We start from the raw sequence: 17,123 nt of genomic DNA, 5'->3' as shown, positions 1-17,123 counted from the left end.
GACTGGTGCTGCCTGGGTGCGCCGTCTGTCCGATGTCGAGGTGCCTGTCCTTGCCTGTCCGTGTCGGGATCCTCGTGAGCGTAGCGTGACTGCGGCGTCGCGGTGTGCGAAGAGGCGAGGCGGGAGGGTGCGCGGATTCGTTCCGGGCGCCGTCCCGCCGGGTCACGACGGTTGCTCTGTGTGAGGGAAGGAGTAGCCCAACTGACGTAATTCCGTGGGGTGTCGGGGTTCCCCCGGACGGCCGAACACGCTGTGTCAGCGATGCGTGGAACCGTCCCGCACCGAGATCATCGCCTGGCGCGTCAACTTCCAGCCGTCGTCGTGTCGTTCGACGTAACCAAGTGCTCGCAGTTCGTACAGTCTCGCGACCGCGTCGTCCGGGGTGGTCTGCGCGGCGAGCGCGACCTCCTCCGGGCGGGCGGTTCCGCGGGCCGGCAGCGCGGCGAGCACCTGCTGTCCGGCCGGGTCGAGGAGGTCCCGGGGCAGCACCGGCCCTCTGCGCTCCGGCGCGAGTTCGCCCATGTCGCCGACGAGTTCGACGACCTCGGCGGCGTCGGTGACAAGGACCGCGTCCTGGCGCAGCAGTTCGTGCACCCCGGCGGAGAGCGCGCTGGTGGCGGGTCCGGGCACACCCATCGTGTGGCGTCCCAGACGCCGGGCCGCGCGGGCCGTCACCAGGGAGCCGCTGCGGTGGGCGGCCTCGATGACGACGGTGCCCCGGGTGAGGGCGGCGATCACCCGGTTGCGGAGGACGAACCGGCTCGGCGTCGGATGCTCGCCGGGCGGCAACTCGCCGACCACCAGACCCTGTTCCGCGATCCTGCCGATCAGGCCGGTGTGCCCGCGCGGGTAGGGCCGGTCGACTCCGCAGGCGAGTACGGCGACGGTGGCGCCGCCCGAGCCGAGGGCGCCGCGGTGGGCGGCGCCGTCGACCCCGTAGGCGCCGCCGGAGACCACGACCCAGCCGCTTTCGGCGAGGCCGGCGGAGAGGGTGGCGGCCATGTGCGCGCCGTACTCGGTGCAGGCGCGGGCGCCGACGACGGCGACCGAGCGCAGCGCCCACATCCGCAGGTCCGCGCCACCGCGCACCCACAGCCCGAGGGGCCGGGCGTCGCCCAGGTCGTCGAGCTGCCCCGGCCACTCCACGGTGCCCGGGCAGACGAACCGCACCCCCGTGTCCCGTGCGACGGCGAGATCACCGCGGGGTTCGGCCCGCCCGGCCCTGGCGAGCAGCCCGGCCCACCGCTTCGCGCTCACCCCCGGCAGCGGCTCGCCCCGTTCCCGCAGGCGTCGGACCACCGCGGCCCAGCCCAGTTCCCGCACCCACCGTCCGCCGGTCTCGTCTCCCGGTTCGAGGACCCGGGTGAGGAAGATCCGGCCGAGCACCTCGTCGTCGGTTCCGCCGGCGGCGCTCATACCGCCGCCCCGATGGCCATGGGCACGCCGCGCGGTACGCCGGTGCGCAGTTGCAGGGCGAGGGCGACGTCGGTGGCGTCGGGCCGGTCGTGGCCTGCCAGGTCGGCGACGGTCCAGGCGACCCGCAGCACCCGGTCGAGGCCCCGCGCGGTGAGCACACCCCGCTCCAGGCTCCGCTCGGCGTCGTCCATGGCGCCGAGGGCGGCGCGCCAGCGGCTGCGCAGCTCCCGTCCGGGGATCTCGCTGTTGCTGCGCCACGGGGTGCCGGTGAGCCGCGTCGCCGCGCGGTCCCGGGCCGCCCGCACGCGGTCGGCGACGGTGGCGGTGGTCTCGCCCGGGACGCCGGCCGCCGTCAGTTCGGTGCGCGTGACGCGGTCCACCTCGACCCGCAGGTCGACCCGGTCGAGCAGGGGCCCGGACAGCCTGGCCTGGTAGCGGCGGATCGCGGAGGGCGGGCAGTCGCACCGGTCGTTCGTCTGCGAGAAGCGTCCGCAGGGGCACGGGTTGGCGGCGAGCACCATCAGGAAGCGCGCCGGGAAGCGCACCACGCCCGCGCTGCGCGCGATGACCACATGCCCGGCCTCCAGCGGCTGGCGCAGCGCGTCCAGGGCCCGGCTGCTGAACTCCGGGGTCTCGTCCAGGAAGAGCACGCCGCGGTGCGAGAGGGAGACCGCTCCCGGCCGGGCCGTACCGGGGCCGCCGCCGACGAGTGCCTGCATGGTGGCCGAGTGGTGCGGGGCGCAGTAGGGGGCCGTGTCGATCAGGGGCTTGCCCGGGGGCAGCAGTCCGGCCACCGAGTGCACGGCCGTCACCTCGAGCGAGGCCTGCCGGTCCAGCGGCGGCAGGATCGACGGCAGGCGCTCCGCGAGCATGGTTTTGCCGGCGCCGGGCGGGCCTTCGAGGAAGAGATGGTGTCCGCCCGCCGCGGCCACCTCCACCGCCGTCCGCGCCGACCGCTGGCCCACGACGTCCGCGAGGTCGTGGCCGTGGTCCTGCGCCCCTACGGCGTGGATACCGATGTCCGCCCCGGTGCCGGGGGCGCGCAGTCCGGCCAGCAGCGGCTCGGGGCCCGGGGGCTCCTCGGTCTCCTCGGGCACGGGCTCGTCGGTGAGCACGGCGATCAGCTGGCGCAGGCTGCGGATGCCCAGCACGGACACGCCCGGTACCAGTGAGGCCTCGGCGGCGGAGCACTCCGGCACCACCACCTGCTCGTATCCCGCGTCCGCCGCGGCCAGTACCGCCGGGAGGATGCCGCGCACCGGCCGCACCCTGCCGTCCAGCCCCAGTTCGCCGATCATGACGAGGTCGGCGAGCACCCGCGGATCGATGCGCTCGGCGGCGCCGAGCACCGCGCAGGCGACCGCGATGTCGAACCCGCTGCCCGCCTTCGGCACCGACGCCGGGCTGAGTCCCACGGTGAGCTTCTTCTGCGGCCACTCGCCGCCGGAGTTGACCACCGCGGCCCTGACCCGGTCCCGGCTCTCCGTCAGGCTCTTGTCCGGCAGTCCCACCAGCGTGAAGGCCGCCACCCCGGGCTCCAGGTCGGCCTGGACCTCCACGACGACGCCCTCGACGCCCACCAGCGTGACCGCGCACGTACGGGCGAATCCCATGTCAGGCCACCCCGCGGACGTGCTCGACGACGGGTGCGCCGCGGGACGGCAGGAGCACCCCGACCAGGTCGATGCGGACCCCGCCGGGCGGTGCTCCGCCGTGTTCCTGGAGCCAGTGTTGCGCCAGCCCCCGCAGCCGGTCCGCCTTGGCGGGCGTGACCGCCTCCATGGGGTGCTGGAAGGCTCCCGCCCTGCGGGTCTTCACCTCGCAGACGACCAGGGCGTCCCCGTCCCTGGCGACGATGTCGATCTCGCCGGTCCTGCCGCAGCGCCAGTTGCGCTGCAGCACCGTCATGCCGGCCTCGGTCAGCCGCCGTGCGGCCAGTGTCTCGCCGTACCTGCCCAGCGCGCCGCGTGCCCGTTGTGCGTTCATGTCGGCACCACCTCCGGCGCCCACCGTCACGCATCCCGCCGCACCCGAGTGGATCTTGGTGCGGAACTCGGCGGCTGTGGACAACTCCCTCACTCACCCGAGGGAACCGGCCACCCGTCCGGAGGCCCGCACCCCGCCGCCCGCACCGCACCCAGCCGCCCGGACCCAGCCCCGGTCTCAGCCGCCCGGCAGCTCGAGATCGCTCTTGTTGAGCTCCTCGATGTTCACGTCCTTGAACGTCAGCACCCGCACCTGCTTCACGAAGCGGGCCGGCCGGTACATGTCCCACACCCAGGCGTCCGCCATCGTCACCTCGAAGAACACTTCACCCTGGACCGAGTGCACCTGCATCTCGTAGTCGTTGGTGAGATAGAAGCGCCGCTCGGTTTCGATCACGAATTTGAACAGACCGACGACATCGCGGTACTCCCGGTAGAGCTTCAGCTCCATCTCGGTCTCGTACTTCTCGAGGTCCTCGGCGCTCATGGCATGTTCCCCTTCAGCCGTGCGATCCCACCATTGTGCGCCAGTCCCGGGGGTCACCGGACGATTTCGGTGTCCAGGATCACGGGCGCGGCCGGGGGACCTTCGTCGAGCAGTGTGCGCAGCAGCCCGGCGAGTCTGGTCGGGTACACCGTCTCATGCGCCCCGGCGAGTTCCGGACACGTCCACCAGCGCGCTCCGGCGACGCTGCGGCGCTCCAGCTCGGTCAGGGCCGTGGCCGCGGTCGCGGTCTGGGTGGTGCGGGCGAGGTAGTACCACTCGTCCTGGTCCCAGCGGCGCCCGGCGAACGGGAAGGAGCACCTTCGCCGCCACAGCACGGGCCCGAGCTCGACCTCGGTGATGCCGGTCTCCTCGACGAGTTCCCGCAGCGCGGCCTGTTCCCGGGTCTCGTCGCCCTCCACGCCGCCGCCGGGCGTGAACCACCAGTCGTCCGCCGGGTCGTCCGGCTCGTGGCCGTGCAGCAGGAGGATGCGGTCCCGCGGGTCGAGCAGGACGACCCGGGCGACCCTGCGCAGCCCGCCCTCGTAGGAGTCCTCCACCGCCGGCACGGGCTCAGCGGGCACCGGCGGTCCCGGCGTTCGCACGGGACCGGAACGCGCCCGCCCGCTTGGCGAGGGGACCGTAGGCGGCCCCACCGAGGATGAGCACGGCACCGGCGACCACCAGCCCGGCGACCGTCCTGAGCGGGCCGGGCGAGGAGAGGGCGCCGAGCTCCTCGAAGCCGGCGGGCTCCTCCAGCATGCCGTTCATCGGCCAGACCACGGCGTCGACCCGGGCCTGGACCGCTCCGCGCGAGACGGTGCCGCTGGCGGCGTCGCTCAGATGGGCGGTGGAGTCCAGCGATCCGGAGCGCTCGTCACCGAGCAGGAAGAGGCGCCCCTTCGGCACGACCACCTCGGGGATGTTGCCGAACTCGGCCGCCGAGCCCTCGGGCAGATAGGGCTCGTCGATCTCCTTGCCGTTGACCTCCAGCTTGCCGTCCTGGCAGCAGGAGACCGTGTCGCCGCCGACGGCGACCACACGCTTCACCATGGGGACGTTCGACCAGGTCGCGTCCTTGAAGACGACGACGTCGCCGCGGCGGACCTCGTCCCCGTCGATGCGCTGGGCCAGCACCCGGTCACCGGCACCGATGGTCGGCGCCATGGACGTGGTGGGCACGGTGTACGGCAGGTACAGCACCGCGCCCCAGGCGAACCCGCCGAGGAACAGCACCATGCCCAGGGCCACGGCCAGTCCGGACAGCCGCTGACCGGTCCGGCCGCCCGCCCGGGCGCCGCCCGGGCCGCTGCTGCCGGGGACCGTACGTGTCGTGCTCTGACCACTCATGGGCGGCACCCTACCCGGCAGTACCGGACCGGGTCAGCCCTCCCGGCGGCCCGCTGGGCCGGCAGCCTCCCCCGTCAGCTGCCCCCGCCGTCACCGGACCGCCGACGCCGCCAGAGCACCAGCGGCACCGCGCCGGCGAGCGCGAGTCCCTGGGGCGCCGCCGTCAGCACGGCGGCGGACGGCGACCCGGCGGACAGACCGGGCTGGTCGAAGGTGTCAGGCACGGGCAGGTTGGTCCAGCGGTTGATCGGCCAGGCGATGACGACGGCACGGCCGACGACCTTGTCCACCGGGACCATGCCGTGGTTCTTGTCGCCCTGGTTGTACCGCGAGTCCCGGCTGTTCTGCCGGTGGTCGCCCATGACCCAGATGTGGCCCTCGGGCACCTTGACCTTGAACTGGCCGCCCTGGTCGTCCTGGCTGCACGGGGTGTTGCCGGGGTAGACGTACGACTCGGTCAGCGTCTTGCCGTTGACCTTCAGCGGGCCGGTGCCATTGCACTCGACCGTGTCGCCGCCGACGCCGATGACCCGCTTGATCAGGTCCTTCTCCTCCGCGGACGGCATCAGGCCGATCCAGCTGAGGACCTTCTGCAGCGGGTTCGGGTTGGGCGTCGGCTCCCCGGCCAGCCAGTTGTCGGGGTCGTGGAAGACGACGACCTCGCCGCGCTCGGGCTCGGAGCCGAACCAGGGGGTGAGCTTGTCGACCAGCACCCGGTCACCCTGCTGGAGGGTGTTCTGCATCGAGTCGGAGGGGATCGAGAACGCCTGCACCAGGAACGTCTTGATCAGCAGCGCCAGCACCAGGGCGATGCCGATCAGGATCGGCAGTTCCTTCCAGAAGGAGCGGGGCTGCTTCGCCTCAGGGGCGCCGCCGCCACCCGGTCCTCCGCGCGCCGTGGGGGGCTGACCGTCCGAGGGTCCGTCCCCGCCGCTCTCCGGGGAGTGCTTCCCGGGGGTCGCGGTCTCGTCCGCCGCGGGAGGGGCCGTCTCCGCGGGACGCCCGCGGTGCTCCTCGCCCTCGCGCCCGGACCGTGCGCCAACCGCCGCATCCCCCACGCCAACTCCTCACTCTCTGCCGCCGCCCGCGCCATGCCCGACGCAGGCCCACTACTCCCATAACGAGCGGGAGTTCCGCAGGGGTCGGGAGCTGGACCATCTCATTGGGACCGTCCGGGGCAACCCTATGCGACAGCGGGGCGGCAGCGGTCGACCCGGGCGCCGAGTCCGACACGGACGCGTACGCCGTCGGTTCCTCCAGCGTGCTCCAGTGGCCGAGCGGCCAGGCGATGACCATGGCCCGGCCCACCACCTCGTCCTCGGAGACCGTGCCGCCGTAGTCGGTGTCCTGGTGGGAACGGGAGTCGGCGGAGTTCGCCCGGTGATCACCCATCACCCACAGCCGCCCCTCGGGGACGGTGATGTCGAACGGGGTCAGCGACGGGGCGTTGCCCGGGTAGAGGTAGTCCTCCTCGAGCGGCACGCCGTTGACGGTGACCCGGCCCTGCTTGTCGCAGCACTGGACCCGGTCGCCCCCGACGCCGACGACCCGCTTGATGAGGTCCTTGTCGTTCTCCGACGGCAGCAGACCGATGAAGGTGAGCCCTTCCTTGACCTGCTTGATCCCGACGGGGTCGTCCTTCTTCGGCGCGGTCCCCTCGTCCTGGAGCCAGCCGCCGGGGTCCTTGAACACCACGACGTCACCGCGTTCCGGCCTGGAGCCGAACCACGGGGTGAGCTTGTCGACCAGCACCCGGTCGCCGATCCGGATCGTCTGCTCCATGGAGCCGGACGGGATGACGAACGCCTGGACCAGGAACGTCTTCAGCACCAGCGCGATCACCACGGCGACGCCCACCAGGAGCGGGATCTCCTTGACGGCGCTGCGCCTGCGGCGCCGCTTGACCTTGCGCTGGAGCTTGCGCCGCTCGGCCCGGCTGCGTCCGGGGGCCGGGACGGCCGCGCGCCGGGAGCCGGTGGGCAGCAGGTTCTCCGCGCTGTCGTCCGGCACGCCGCGCGGTTTGCCGCGGTTACCCATGGCCGCCCTCCGCCGTGTCCTTCCCGGGGGCGGGCACGCGCGCGTAGGCGTCGGGCCGGTGCAGCCGGGTGGCGTGGCCGAAGGGCCACACGATCCCGTCGGCGCGGCCGATGACGTGGTCGACGGGGATCATGCCGCCGCCGGGCGAGCCGAGGTGGTCGCGGGAGTCGCTGGAGGCGCCGCGGTGGTCACCGAGCACGAAGAGGCGTCCGTCGGGCACGACGACGTCGAACCTCACCGTGGAGGGGCTGTCGCCGGGGAACAGGAAGCCCGACTCGTCGACCGACCGGCCGTTCACCCGGATCCTCCCCTCCCCGTCACAGCAGACCACGTGGTCTCCGCCCACCCCGACGACCCGCTTGATGTAATCGGCCTCACCGAAATACCCGGTGCCGTCGAACACAATCACGTCGCCGCGGCGCGGCCCGTCGCCGAAGGGGTACGCCAACTTATTTACGAGCACGCGGTCCCCGACCCTCAATCCCTGTTCCATCGATCCGCTGGGGATCTGGAACGGCCGCGCCACGAACGTGTTCAGGGCCAGCAGGAACAGAAGGCAGAGCAGCAGGGTCAGAATAATGCGCCCGCCCGGGAGCCACCGCGTGACGCGTGGCTTCAACGCGGAACGCGACCGTCCCTCCGGACCCGCGGAACCCGAGGTGTTCTCGGGTTCCGCCGGGGGGAGGGAGCGGTCGCGCTCCGTCGGCTGTGCTTCGGTGTCCATCGGGGCCAGATGTTATCCGGCCCCGATATGACGCCGGTAAAGCGCTCAGTTCTCGCGCTTCTCCTTGATCTTCGCGGCCTTGCCGCGCAGCTCGCGCAGGTAGTACAGCTTGGCGCGGCGGACGTCACCCCTGGTGACGAGCTCGATCTTCTCCACGATCGGGGTGTGCACCGGGAAGGTGCGCTCGACGCCGACGGAGAAGGAGACCTTGCGGACCGTGAAGGTCTCGCGCACGCCGGCGCCCTGGCGACGGATCACCACGCCCTTGAACTGCTGCACACGGGAGCGGTTGCCCTCGATGACGCGCACGTGGACGTTGACGGTGTCGCCGGGGCGGAAGGCGGGGACGTCGCTGCGCAGCGACGCGGAGTCGACGGAGTCGAGCAGGTGAGACATTTCGTCTGCTTTCTTCGCTGATGCCACAGGTCATCAACGGGAACTAGAGGTGCGGATTCAGAGCCGTGCGGGTCGGGTCGGGCGTCTTCTCCCCCTGTGGCAGGGGCGCACACCGGACCGGCACACAACAGCGGCCTATTCTTCCACGCCGTCGGTCCTGCGCCAAAATCGACCGTACGGCTTCCCGTCCGGGTCGGGCTCCCAGCCCAGGATGGACAGCATCTCGCGGTCCTTCTTGTCGAAGGCCCCGGGATCGCAGCGCTCGATCAGGTCGGGCCGGCTGGCGGTGGTGCGCCGCAGCGCCTCGTCGCGCCGCCAGCGGGCGATCTTCCCGTGGTGGCCGCTGAGCAGCACGTCCGGGATCTCCCGGTCGCGCCACCGCGGCGGCTTGGTGTAGACGGGGCCTTCCAGCAGGTTGGCCATGACGCCGGGCGCGAAGGAGTCGTCGCGGTGCGACTCGGCGTTGCCGAGGACGCCGGGCAGCAGCCGGGCGACGGCCTCGGTGACGACGAGGACGGCCGCCTCGCCGCCGGCCAGGACGTAGTCGCCGATGGACACCTCGTACACGGGCATCCGGGTGGCGTACTCGTCGATCACACGGCGGTCGATGCCCTCGTAGCGGGCCGGGGTGAAGATCAGCCAGGGGCGTGCGGAGAGATGGACCGCCAGTTCCTGGGTGAAGGGACGGCCGCTGGGGGTGGGGACGATCAGGGCCGGTGCGCCGGAGCCGGTCTCGTAGCCGTCCGCGAGGACCGAGTCCAGCGCGTCCCCCCACGGCTCGGTCTTCATGACCATGCCGGGGCCGCCGCCGTACGGGGTGTCGTCGACGGTGTGGTGACGGTCGTGGGTCCAGGAGCGCAGGTCGTGCACGTGCACGTTCAGCTGTCCGCGCGCGCGGGCCTTGCCGACGAGGGAGACGTTCAGCGGTTCCAGGTACTCGGGGAAGATCGTGACGACGTCGAGCCGCATCAGGCCTCGTCCCCTGCGGCACCGCGCTCGTCCTCGGCGGTGTCCCGTGCGGAGGCGGTCTCCGCCCGGTCGTCGATCAGACCCGGCGGCGGGTCGATGACGGCCCGCTGCTCCTCCAGGTCGATCTCGGTGACGATCTCCTCGACGAACGGCACGTACACCTCGCTGCCGTCGGGGCGCTCCACCACGAAGAGGTCCTGGGTGGGCAGGTGCGAGATCTCGGTGATCCGGCCGACCTCCTCGCCGTCCTTCGTGACGACGTCGAGGTCGATCAGCTGGTGGTCGTAGTACTCGTCCTCGTCCTCGGGCCGCTCGTCGGGGTCGACGTCGGCGATGAGGAGGGTGTTGCGCAGGGCCTCGGCCCCGTTGCGGTCGCGCACGCCCTCGAAGCGCAGCAGCAGGCGGCCGCTGTGGACCCGGCCGGTCTCGATGGTGAGCGGCCCGGCGGAGGCCGGATCGGTGGTCAGGACGGCACCGGGCCCGAGCCTGAGCTCCGGCTCGTCGGTGCGGACCTCCACGGTGACCTCGCCCTTGATGCCGTGGGCGCGGCCGATGCGAGCGACTACCAGCTGCACGGTGCTTGCTTCTCCTGATCGATCTGCGACATCCACGACTACGGGCCGGGGACGACCCGTAGGGCCCTCCCCGGCCCGAGCCGGTTGCGGTGAAACGTCAGCGGACGTGGTCCACGTCGACGAGGTCGACGCGGATACCGCGGCCGCCGATGGCGCCCACGACGGTGCGCAACGCGCGGGCGGTACGGCCGTTGCGGCCGATCACCTTGCCGAGGTCGTCCGGGTGGACCCGGACCTCGAGCACGCGCCCGCGGCGCAGATTGCGCGAGGCGACCTGCACATCGTCAGGGTTGTCGACGATGCCCTTCACGAGGTGCTCGAGAGCCTCCTCGAGCATGCTCAGGCCTCGGTCGAAGCGGACTCAGCGGCGGCCTCGTCCTTCTTCTCAGCCTTCTTCTTCTGGGTGATCGCCTCACCCTTGCCCTCGTCGTCGCCGCCGAGCGCCTCGAAGGACGGACGGGCCGACTTCTCGGCCGGCTGCAGCAGCGGAGCCGGGGCGGGCTCGCCCTTGAACTTCTGCCAGTCGCCGGTCTTCTTCAGGATGGCGAGCACGGGCTCGGTCGGCTGCGCGCCGACACCGAGCCAGTACGCCACGCGCTCGGCGTCGACCTCCATCACCGACGGGTTGTACGTCGGGTGGTACTTGCCGATCTCCTCGATGGCCCGGCCGTCACGGCGGGTACGGGAGTCGGCGACGACGATGCGGTAGTGAGGCGAACGGATCTTGCCCAGACGCTTCAGCTTGATCTTGACTGCCACGGGAGTGGGTTCTCCTGGATTTGACGTGGTTGGGCACGGCGGAAATTGCCGCGTGGGGTTGCGGTACCCGAGTGCCCGATGGACGCGTCAGCCGGAGGAGAGAGGGGTCCTGTGCGACTGTCGAGTACAGCTAGCCATTGTGCCACACCCCGCGGGCCCGGCGGTTCCGCGGGGTGTGGCACGTGGGCACGGCCGAGCGGCACCCGGCACCGAGTCGCGCACGGGCGCGACTCGGTGCCACGAGGTGCCGCTGGGGGACGGATCACAGCCGGCCCCGGCATCCACGAGATGCCGGGGGTCAGCTTGCCGTGGCCACTACCTCCGGGATCTGGAAGGGCTTGCCGCAGCCGCCGCAGACGATGGGGGCCTGGGCCAGGACCGACGGGACGACGCGGACGTTGCGGCCGCAGTCGCAGACGGCCTTGACCCGGACGCCGCCACCGGAGGAGCCGTGGCGTGCGGCCGGGCCGCGGAAGCTGCGGGCGGTGTCGCCCGCGGTCGCCGCGGTGTGGGCCTTCAGCGCGCGCTGCAGGCGTTCCGTCGTGGGACGGTAGCGGCGCTTCGCCTCGGGGGTGAGCGTGACCAGCGAGAAGCCGCTGCTGGGATGCGGCTCCTCGGGGTGGTCCAGGCCCAGCTCCTCGGCGATCGCCAGGAATCGGCGGTTGTGGTAGCGGCCGGCGCGGGATGTGTCGCGTACGCCGCGCGCGGCGGCGACGCCGTGGACTGCTTCGTGAAGCAGCCGTTCGAAGGAGAGTTCGTGCCCGCACGCGGACGACGACTCCCCGATCAGGGACTCGGGCGCGGCAAGATCGGGCAGCTCGGGGTGGTACCGCTGAATGTCGGCCCACGCCTGTGCCAGCTCTGCGGCGAGAACAGGTGGTGTCTGTGTCGTGCTCACGTAATGACAACGAGCCCGGGTGCCTCTGTGTTCCGATTCCGGGGCATCTCAAATAATTTGCACGTACCCGTCAGTTGCGGCTGATGCGTACTGACGAGTACGGGTGCGCTGATCTGCGGAGAAGCCTCGCAGCTCACCTCAAGGTGGTGCGTAGGCTGACGTACGCCCCGCGCGTAAGCGGTCTGCGCGCGCCGGTGCGGGCGAGGTCCGCGGAAGCGCAAGGAGCCTTTCGGCCGCTCTCGGGGGAACAGGGCGTCCCGCCGCGCGGGCCCGCCACGGACGTGACGTTACCGGGTCCTCCCCCGCCGCCGCGCACCGCCCCGCACCCGGCATTACTGGGAGGTGAATTCTTGCCACTGGCACGAGCGAGTACCAAGCCGCCGTCGCATTCCACTGGACGACACGTCGAGTGCGGAGTTTCCTGGCATACGGGGGGTGTGCGGGCGCACTGCACGGGGGCCAGGGATTCAGGCACTGCGGCAACTGTCGGCTGATTGGGGCGCTGACCTATGACACCTACGCTCGTGCGGCAGCACCTGCCTCGCGCGGGGGCCGTCCCCCGAGTGGACCCGCGCGCACGCGCGCGTGACTGGTCCGAGATCCAGGAACGCATGCTCGTACCGCTCTACGAGGCGGTCTACGCGCGGCTGGACGTCGGTCCCGCGACACGGCTGCTGGGCCTCGGCTGCGGTTCCGGGCTGGCCCTGCTGATGGCGGTCTCGCGCGGCGCCGCGGTCACCGGCGTCGACACGTCCGCCGAGCGGCTGGACCTGGCCCGGGAGCGGCTGCTGCCCGACGGGCGGGACACGCGCCCGGGGACGGCGGACACCCGGATCGTGCGCGGCTCCCCCGCGGACGCCGCCCGCGCGGACGCGCCCGCGTACACCGTGGTGACCGCGTTCGAGCCGATCGGCTGTCGCGCGGGCGACGCGGAGGGGCTGGGTGAGCTGCTCGCCGACGCGGTGCCGCTCGCCGGGCGCGGGGCGGCCGTGGTGCTGGCCGGCTGGGGCCCGCCGGAGCGGTGCGCCACGGCGTCCGTGCTCCGGGTGGCCGCCAAGCTGGCGGAGCCGCTGCGCGGCGCGGGCGCCTGGCGTCCCACGGACCGCGACGACCTGGAGCGGGTCGCCGCGCGGGCGGGGCTGAGGCCGGACGGCTCCGGGCGGGTGGCGTGCCCGTTCGGCTACGCCGACGTGGACAGCGCGGTACGGGGCCTGGAGTCGACCGGGCTGTTCGACCCGGCGGTCGCGGCCACGGACCAGGTGCAGGTGGACAAGGAACTGGCGGAGGCCCTGCATCCGCACCAGCGGCGGGACGGCACCGTGTGGATGCCGAACGTGTTCCGCTACCTCGTCGCGCGCGTTCCCTGAGACGCGCCACTCGGACACGCCGCTGAGAAACGCCGCTGGGGCGCCCCCTGACGAGGGACGCCCCAGCGGGACAGCGGCGGGGTCTCAGCCCATGAACTTCTTGAACTCGTCGGGCAGTTCGAAGTCCTTGCCGCCCTGCTGCGGCAGCCCGAAGGCGTTGCCGCCCTCCGCCGCGGCGGCGCGGCGCGCGGCCTCCTCCTGCTCCTGCTGCCTGCGCTTCATCGGGTTGCCGGAGCGCTGCTTGCCCTTGGCCTGCTTCTGCTTCTTCTTCTGCCGGCCCGGGCCGCCGCCCATGCCCGGCATCCCGGGCATCCCCGGCATGCCGCCGCCCTGGGCCATGCGGGACATCATCTTCCGGGCCTCGAAGAACCGCTCGACCAGGCCCTTCACCGCGCTGACCTCGACACCGGAACCCTTGGCGATACGGGCACGGCGCGAGCCGTTGATGATCGTCGGCTCCTGGCGCTCGGCCGGGGTCATGGACTTGATGATCGCGGCGGTGCGGTCGACGTCCCGCTCGTCGAGGTTGTTGATCTGGTCCTTGATCTGGCCCATGCCCGGGAGCATGCCGAGCAGCTTCGAGATGCTGCCCATCTTCCGGACCTGCTCCATCTGGGCCAGGAAGTCGTCCAGGGTGAAGTCCTGGCCCTTCTTCGACGCCAGCTTGGAGGCCATTTTCTCGGCCTCTTCCTGGCTGAACGTCTTCTCCGCCTGCTCGATCAGGGTGAGCAGGTCACCCATGTCGAGGATGCGGGAGGCCATCCGGTCCGGGTGGAAGGCGTCGAAGTCGTCGAGCTTCTCACCGTTGGACGCGAACATGATCGGCTTGCCGGTGATCTGCCGGATCGACAGGGCCGCGCCACCGCGCGCGTCACCGTCGAGCTTGGAGAGCACCACGCCGTCGAAGCCGACGCCGTCGCGGAAGGCCTCGGCGGTGTTGACCGCGTCCTGACCGATCATCGCGTCGACGACGAACAGGATCTCGTCCGGGGAGACGGCGTCACGGATGTCCGCGGCCTGCTGCATCATCTCCTGGTCGATGCCCAGGCGGCCGGCGGTGTCCACGATCACGATGTCGTGGACCTTGGTCCGCGCGAACTCGATGGAGTCCTTGGCGACCTTCACCGGGTCGCCCACGCCGTTGCCCGGCTCGGGTGCGTAGACGGCCACGCCCGCGCGCTCGGCGACGACGCTCAGCTGGTTGACGGCGTTCGGGCGCTGGAGGTCGGCGGCGACCAGCACCGGCGAGTGGCCCTGCTCCTTGAGCCAGCGGCCGAGCTTGCCGGCGAGGGTGGTCTTACCGGCACCCTGCAGACCGGCGAGCATGATCACGGTGGGCGGCTGCTTGGCGAAGCGCAGCCGGCGGGTCTCACCGCCGAGGATGGTGATCAGTTCGTCGTTGACGACCTTGATGACCTGCTGCGCGGGGTTGAGCGCCTTGGAGACCTCGGCGCCGAGCGCGCGTTCCTTGACGTTCTTGATGAACGTGCGGACGACCGGCAGGGCCACGTCCGCTTCCAGCAGAGCGATGCGGATCTCACGCGCCGTGGCGTCGATGTCCGCTTCGCTCAGCCGGCCTTTTCCGCGGAGGTTTTTGAAAGTCGCGCTGAGGCGGTCGGAGAGAGTATCGAACACGGCGGCGTCGGTCCTCGGAGTCGGAGACAGGCTGGGGAATCGCCCTCCAGGGTATCCCGGCGCGGCAGGACACCGGAGTGTCCTCACCCACGCAGTGTCTCCTCCAGCTTCCGGGCCACCGCCACCGCCTCCTCACCCGGCAGCGGCACCCCCTGCTCCTGGGTGACGTAGAAGGCGTCCACGGCGTTCGCGCCCAGCGTGCTGACGTGCGCGCTCCGCACCCGCACGCCCGCGTCCTCGAGGGCCCGTCCGATACGGAACAGCAGGCCGGGCGCGTCCTGCGCGCGGACCTCGATCACCGTGGCGTGCCGGGAGGCGGCCGGGGCGACCGTCACCCGCGGCGGCGGCGCGACCACGCCCCGGCGCCGGGGGTAGGCGGCGTCCCGCTCACCGAGGCGGGCGGCGATGTCGAGGCTGCCGTCGAGGGCGCGCACCAGGTCGGCGCGGAGCCGGGCGGCCTGGGGCAGGGAGCCGTATTCGGCGGCGACCCGCCAGTCCAGCAGCAGCACGGAGCCGTCCACACCGTCCGGGAGGTCCACCGCGCGCAGCTCGGCGGTCCGTACGGTCAGCCGGTGCATGGCGAGCACCCCGGCCACCGCGGGCAGCACGCCCTCCTGGTCGGGGACGGCGATGCGCAGTTCCACGCCCAACGGCTCGGGGTCGTCGGAGGGCGCGGCGGACGGTTCGGTCCGGGCCCGCAGGGAGAGCACCGGCGCGCCGGTGGCGACGGCCTCGATCGCGAGGCGCTCCTGTTCCGCGGTGGGCGTGGCCTCCTCGGGACCCTCAGGGGCGTCTCCGGACAGCACGGCACGGACCCGTTCGGCCAGGTCGGCGACGAGCGAGGCGCGCCACGAGGACCAGGCGGCCGGGCCGGTGGCGAGGGCGTCGGCCTCGGTGAGGGCGTGCAGCAGTTCGAGGGTGCCCTGGGTGCCGACGGCGTCGGCGACCGCGCGCACGGTGGCCGGGTCGTCCAGGTCGCGCCGGGTGGCGGTCTCGACGAGCAGCAGGTGGTGGCGTACGAGGGTGGCGATCACCGTGACGTCGTGCCGGTCGAAGCCGATGCGGGCGGCCACGTCCCTGGCGATGACCTCGCCGGCCACCGAGTGGTCGCCGGGCCAGCCCTTGCCGATGTCGTGCAGCAGCGCGGCGACCAGCAGCAGGTCGGGCCGGTGCACGCGCCGGGTGAACGCGGAGGCGCGGACGGCGGTCTCGATGAGGTGCCGGTCCACGGTCCACAGATGCACGGCGTTGCGCTGGGGGCGGCAGCGGACCCGTTCCCAGTCCGGGAGCAGGCTGTTGACCAGGCCCTCGGCCTCCAGCGCCTCCCAGACCTGGACCGTGGGCCGGCCGGAGCCCAGCAGGGTGACCAGCTGCTCCCGCGCCTCGGCGGGCCACGGCGTGGACAGGGGGCGCGCGGTGGCCGCCATGCGCCGTGCGGCGTGCAGGGAGAGCGGGAGCCCCGCCTGGGCGGCGGCGGCCGCGGCGCGCAGCGGGAGCACGGGGTCGCGTTCGGGGCGCGCGGCGCGGGCGAGCACCACCTCGCCGTCCTGCTCCACGACCCCTTCGGCCAGCGGGGAGCGCTCGGGGGCCGGTTTCCCGCCGCCCAGCATGGCGCGCAGCCGGGGCCGTACGGCGCGCGAGCGCAGTACGCGTCCCACCTCGCGCCAGGTGACGTCGCCGGCGTAGGCGATGACGCGCGCGGCCTCGTAGACCTGGCGCAGCAGCACGTCCGCGTCGAGCATGCCCAGCTCGGCCGCGACCTGGTCCTGCTCCTGCAGGGCGAGCCGGTCGGTGGCACGCCCCGTGGTCAGATGCAGGGCGTCCCGCACGTCTAGGAGGCGTCTGCGGGCGTCGGCGAGGCCCTCGCGCGGGGCGTCGGCCAGCCAGGAGGCGGCGACGGCGCGCAGCGCGGTGGCGTCGCGCAGTCCGCCGTGGGCCTCCTTCAGGTCGGGTTCCAGGAGGTACTGCAGCTCGCCCTGGCGTTCAGCGCGTTCCTCGCACAGCTCGCGCAGGGCGGGGAGCCGCTTCGGCGCCTGGTTGCGCCAGTCGGCGAGCACCGTCGTGCGCAGTGACGTGGTGAGGCCGAGGTCGCCGGCCAGGTGCCGGGCGTCCAGCAGTCCGAGCTGCACCTTGAGGTCCTGGCCCGCGGTCCTGCGGGCCTCGGCCGGGGTGCGCACGGAGTGGTCGAGGTCGAGGCCCAGGTCCCAGACGGGGTACCAGAGGCGGTCGGCGAGCGCGGCGACCGCCTCGGGGTCGCCGCCGTCGTGCAGCAGGAGCAGGTCGAGGTCGCTGCGTGGGGAGAGCTCCGCGCGTCCGTAGCCGCCCACGGCGACCAGGGACACCCCGCGCGCCCCCCCGGCGCCGGCCGCGAAGAGCCCGGCGAGCCAGTCGTCGGTGAGGTCCGCCAGGGCGGCACGGCGCGGCGGCCCGGACCGCGCCTCCTCGGTGAGAAGGTGCAGCCGGGCCGCCGCGTAGCCGCTGGGTCCCGAGTCCTCTGCCTCGTTGCGCATGTCCGTCCCCGTCACCCA

Annotated in this window: 17 protein-coding genes and 1 pseudogene; 1 reads left to right on the top strand and 17 read right to left on the bottom strand. The window is 72.6% G+C overall.

The window, feature by feature from the left end:
- Window positions 1-255: 255 nt before the first annotated feature.
- From dprA to CNQ36_RS28265, 15 genes and pseudogenes are all read right to left on the bottom strand, one after another.
- Complete coding sequence (dprA, locus tag CNQ36_RS28335; RefSeq protein ID WP_121548058.1) at window positions 256-1,416, bottom strand: DNA-processing protein DprA; 1,161 nt, start codon at window positions 1,414-1,416, stop codon at window positions 256-258.
- Entirely contained in the window at window positions 1,413-3,029 is a 1,617-nt protein-coding gene (locus tag CNQ36_RS28330; RefSeq protein ID WP_121548057.1) for a YifB family Mg chelatase-like AAA ATPase, read from the bottom strand. Before CNQ36_RS28330 ends, dprA begins: the two co-directional genes overlap by 4 nt.
- A 1-nt stretch (window position 3,030) precedes the next feature.
- Window positions 3,031-3,432 carry a YraN family protein gene (locus CNQ36_RS28325; RefSeq protein ID WP_121548624.1) on the bottom strand — a complete coding sequence of 134 codons (402 nt, stop codon included), beginning with the start codon at window positions 3,430-3,432 and terminating at the stop codon, window positions 3,031-3,033.
- A gap of 147 nt (window positions 3,433-3,579) precedes the next feature.
- On the bottom strand, window positions 3,580-3,888 hold the full coding sequence (locus CNQ36_RS28320; protein ID WP_004924843.1) for a DUF2469 domain-containing protein: 309 nt from the start codon (window positions 3,886-3,888) through the stop codon (window positions 3,580-3,582).
- Window positions 3,889-3,941: 53 nt separating this feature from the next.
- A complete protein-coding gene (locus tag CNQ36_RS28315) occupies window positions 3,942-4,469 on the bottom strand; it encodes an NUDIX hydrolase (protein ID WP_121548056.1) in 528 nt (175 codons plus the stop codon).
- A complete protein-coding gene (lepB, locus tag CNQ36_RS28310; protein WP_121548055.1) occupies window positions 4,459-5,235 on the bottom strand; it encodes a signal peptidase I in 777 nt (258 codons plus the stop codon). The genes CNQ36_RS28315 and lepB (CNQ36_RS28310) overlap by 11 nt, the downstream gene beginning before the upstream one ends.
- Window positions 5,236-5,309: 74 nt before the next feature.
- Window positions 5,310-6,293: a signal peptidase I gene (gene lepB, locus CNQ36_RS28305; protein WP_228313095.1), complete on the bottom strand. Its 984-nt coding sequence runs from the start codon at window positions 6,291-6,293 to the stop codon at window positions 5,310-5,312.
- A pseudogene (gene lepB / locus CNQ36_RS28300) lies at window positions 6,184-7,272 on the bottom strand (signal peptidase I); the annotation flags it as partial. The pseudogene lepB (CNQ36_RS28300) and the gene lepB (CNQ36_RS28305), both read right to left, overlap by 110 nt.
- Window positions 7,265-7,996, bottom strand: a complete 732-nt coding sequence (gene lepB / locus CNQ36_RS28295) for a signal peptidase I (protein ID WP_121548054.1) — start codon at window positions 7,994-7,996, stop codon at window positions 7,265-7,267. The gene lepB (CNQ36_RS28295) and the pseudogene lepB (CNQ36_RS28300), both read right to left, overlap by 8 nt.
- 45 nt (window positions 7,997-8,041) lie before the next feature.
- Window positions 8,042-8,392 (bottom strand): 50S ribosomal protein L19, encoded by a 351-nt coding sequence (gene rplS / locus CNQ36_RS28290; protein ID WP_004924850.1) that lies wholly within the window; start codon window positions 8,390-8,392, stop codon window positions 8,042-8,044.
- Between the two features lie 135 nt (window positions 8,393-8,527).
- A complete protein-coding gene (gene trmD / locus CNQ36_RS28285) occupies window positions 8,528-9,361 on the bottom strand; it encodes a tRNA (guanosine(37)-N1)-methyltransferase TrmD (protein ID WP_121548053.1) in 834 nt (277 codons plus the stop codon).
- The gene (gene rimM / locus CNQ36_RS28280) at window positions 9,361-9,936 is read right to left on the bottom strand and encodes a ribosome maturation factor RimM (RefSeq protein ID WP_121548052.1); all 576 of its coding nucleotides are present in this window, start codon (window positions 9,934-9,936) and stop codon (window positions 9,361-9,363) included. Before rimM ends, trmD begins: the two co-directional genes overlap by 1 nt.
- A 97-nt stretch (window positions 9,937-10,033) precedes the next feature.
- On the bottom strand, window positions 10,034-10,273 hold the full coding sequence (locus tag CNQ36_RS28275) for an RNA-binding protein (protein ID WP_004924853.1): 240 nt from the start codon (window positions 10,271-10,273) through the stop codon (window positions 10,034-10,036).
- Window positions 10,274-10,275: 2 nt separating this feature from the next.
- Window positions 10,276-10,695, bottom strand: a complete 420-nt coding sequence (gene rpsP, locus CNQ36_RS28270) for a 30S ribosomal protein S16 (RefSeq protein WP_004924855.1) — start codon at window positions 10,693-10,695, stop codon at window positions 10,276-10,278.
- A gap of 298 nt (window positions 10,696-10,993) precedes the next feature.
- Window positions 10,994-11,593, bottom strand: a complete 600-nt coding sequence (locus tag CNQ36_RS28265) for a hypothetical protein (RefSeq protein WP_004924857.1) — start codon at window positions 11,591-11,593, stop codon at window positions 10,994-10,996.
- Window positions 11,594-12,102: 509 nt separating this feature from the next.
- Between CNQ36_RS28265 and CNQ36_RS28260 the strand changes: the two genes are divergently transcribed.
- Window positions 12,103-12,960 (top strand): methyltransferase domain-containing protein, encoded by an 858-nt coding sequence (locus CNQ36_RS28260; protein ID WP_121548051.1) that lies wholly within the window; start codon window positions 12,103-12,105, stop codon window positions 12,958-12,960.
- An 84-nt stretch (window positions 12,961-13,044) separates the two neighbouring features.
- Here the strand turns inward: CNQ36_RS28260 and ffh are convergent, their stop codons facing one another.
- A complete protein-coding gene (ffh, locus tag CNQ36_RS28255; protein ID WP_040906061.1) occupies window positions 13,045-14,595 on the bottom strand; it encodes a signal recognition particle protein in 1,551 nt (516 codons plus the stop codon).
- A gap of 83 nt (window positions 14,596-14,678) precedes the next feature.
- Window positions 14,679-17,120 (bottom strand): [protein-PII] uridylyltransferase, encoded by a 2,442-nt coding sequence (locus CNQ36_RS28250; RefSeq protein ID WP_121548050.1) that lies wholly within the window; start codon window positions 17,118-17,120, stop codon window positions 14,679-14,681.
- Window positions 17,121-17,123 lie beyond the last annotated feature (3 nt).

This window comes from Streptomyces fungicidicus (assembly GCF_003665435.1).
GTDB classification, from domain to species: Bacteria; Actinomycetota; Actinomycetes; order Streptomycetales; family Streptomycetaceae; genus Streptomyces; species Streptomyces fungicidicus.
Note: the sequence above shows the minus strand (reverse complement) of the source record. Positions and strands in the feature narration are given on the sequence as shown.

Bases quoted from the DNA above. Each gene is read 5' to 3' on its own strand.
- dprA (WP_121548058.1), bottom strand. From the start codon at position 1,416: ATGAGCGCCGCCGGCGGAACCGACGACGAGGTGCTCGGCCGGATCTTC.
- CNQ36_RS28330 (WP_121548057.1), bottom strand. From the start codon at position 3,029: ATGGGATTCGCCCGTACGTGCGCGGTCACGCTGGTGGGCGTCGAGGGC.
- CNQ36_RS28320 (WP_004924843.1), bottom strand. From the start codon at position 3,888: ATGAGCGCCGAGGACCTCGAGAAGTACGAGACCGAGATGGAGCTGAAG.
- lepB (WP_121548055.1), bottom strand. From the start codon at position 5,235: ATGAGTGGTCAGAGCACGACACGTACGGTCCCCGGCAGCAGCGGCCCG.
- lepB (WP_121548054.1), bottom strand. From the start codon at position 7,996: ATGGACACCGAAGCACAGCCGACGGAGCGCGACCGCTCCCTCCCCCCG.
- rplS (WP_004924850.1), bottom strand. From the start codon at position 8,392: ATGTCTCACCTGCTCGACTCCGTCGACTCCGCGTCGCTGCGCAGCGAC.
- trmD (WP_121548053.1), bottom strand. From the start codon at position 9,361: ATGCGGCTCGACGTCGTCACGATCTTCCCCGAGTACCTGGAACCGCTG.
- CNQ36_RS28275 (WP_004924853.1), bottom strand. From the start codon at position 10,273: ATGCTCGAGGAGGCTCTCGAGCACCTCGTGAAGGGCATCGTCGACAAC.
- CNQ36_RS28260 (WP_121548051.1), top strand. From the start codon at position 12,103: ATGACACCTACGCTCGTGCGGCAGCACCTGCCTCGCGCGGGGGCCGTC.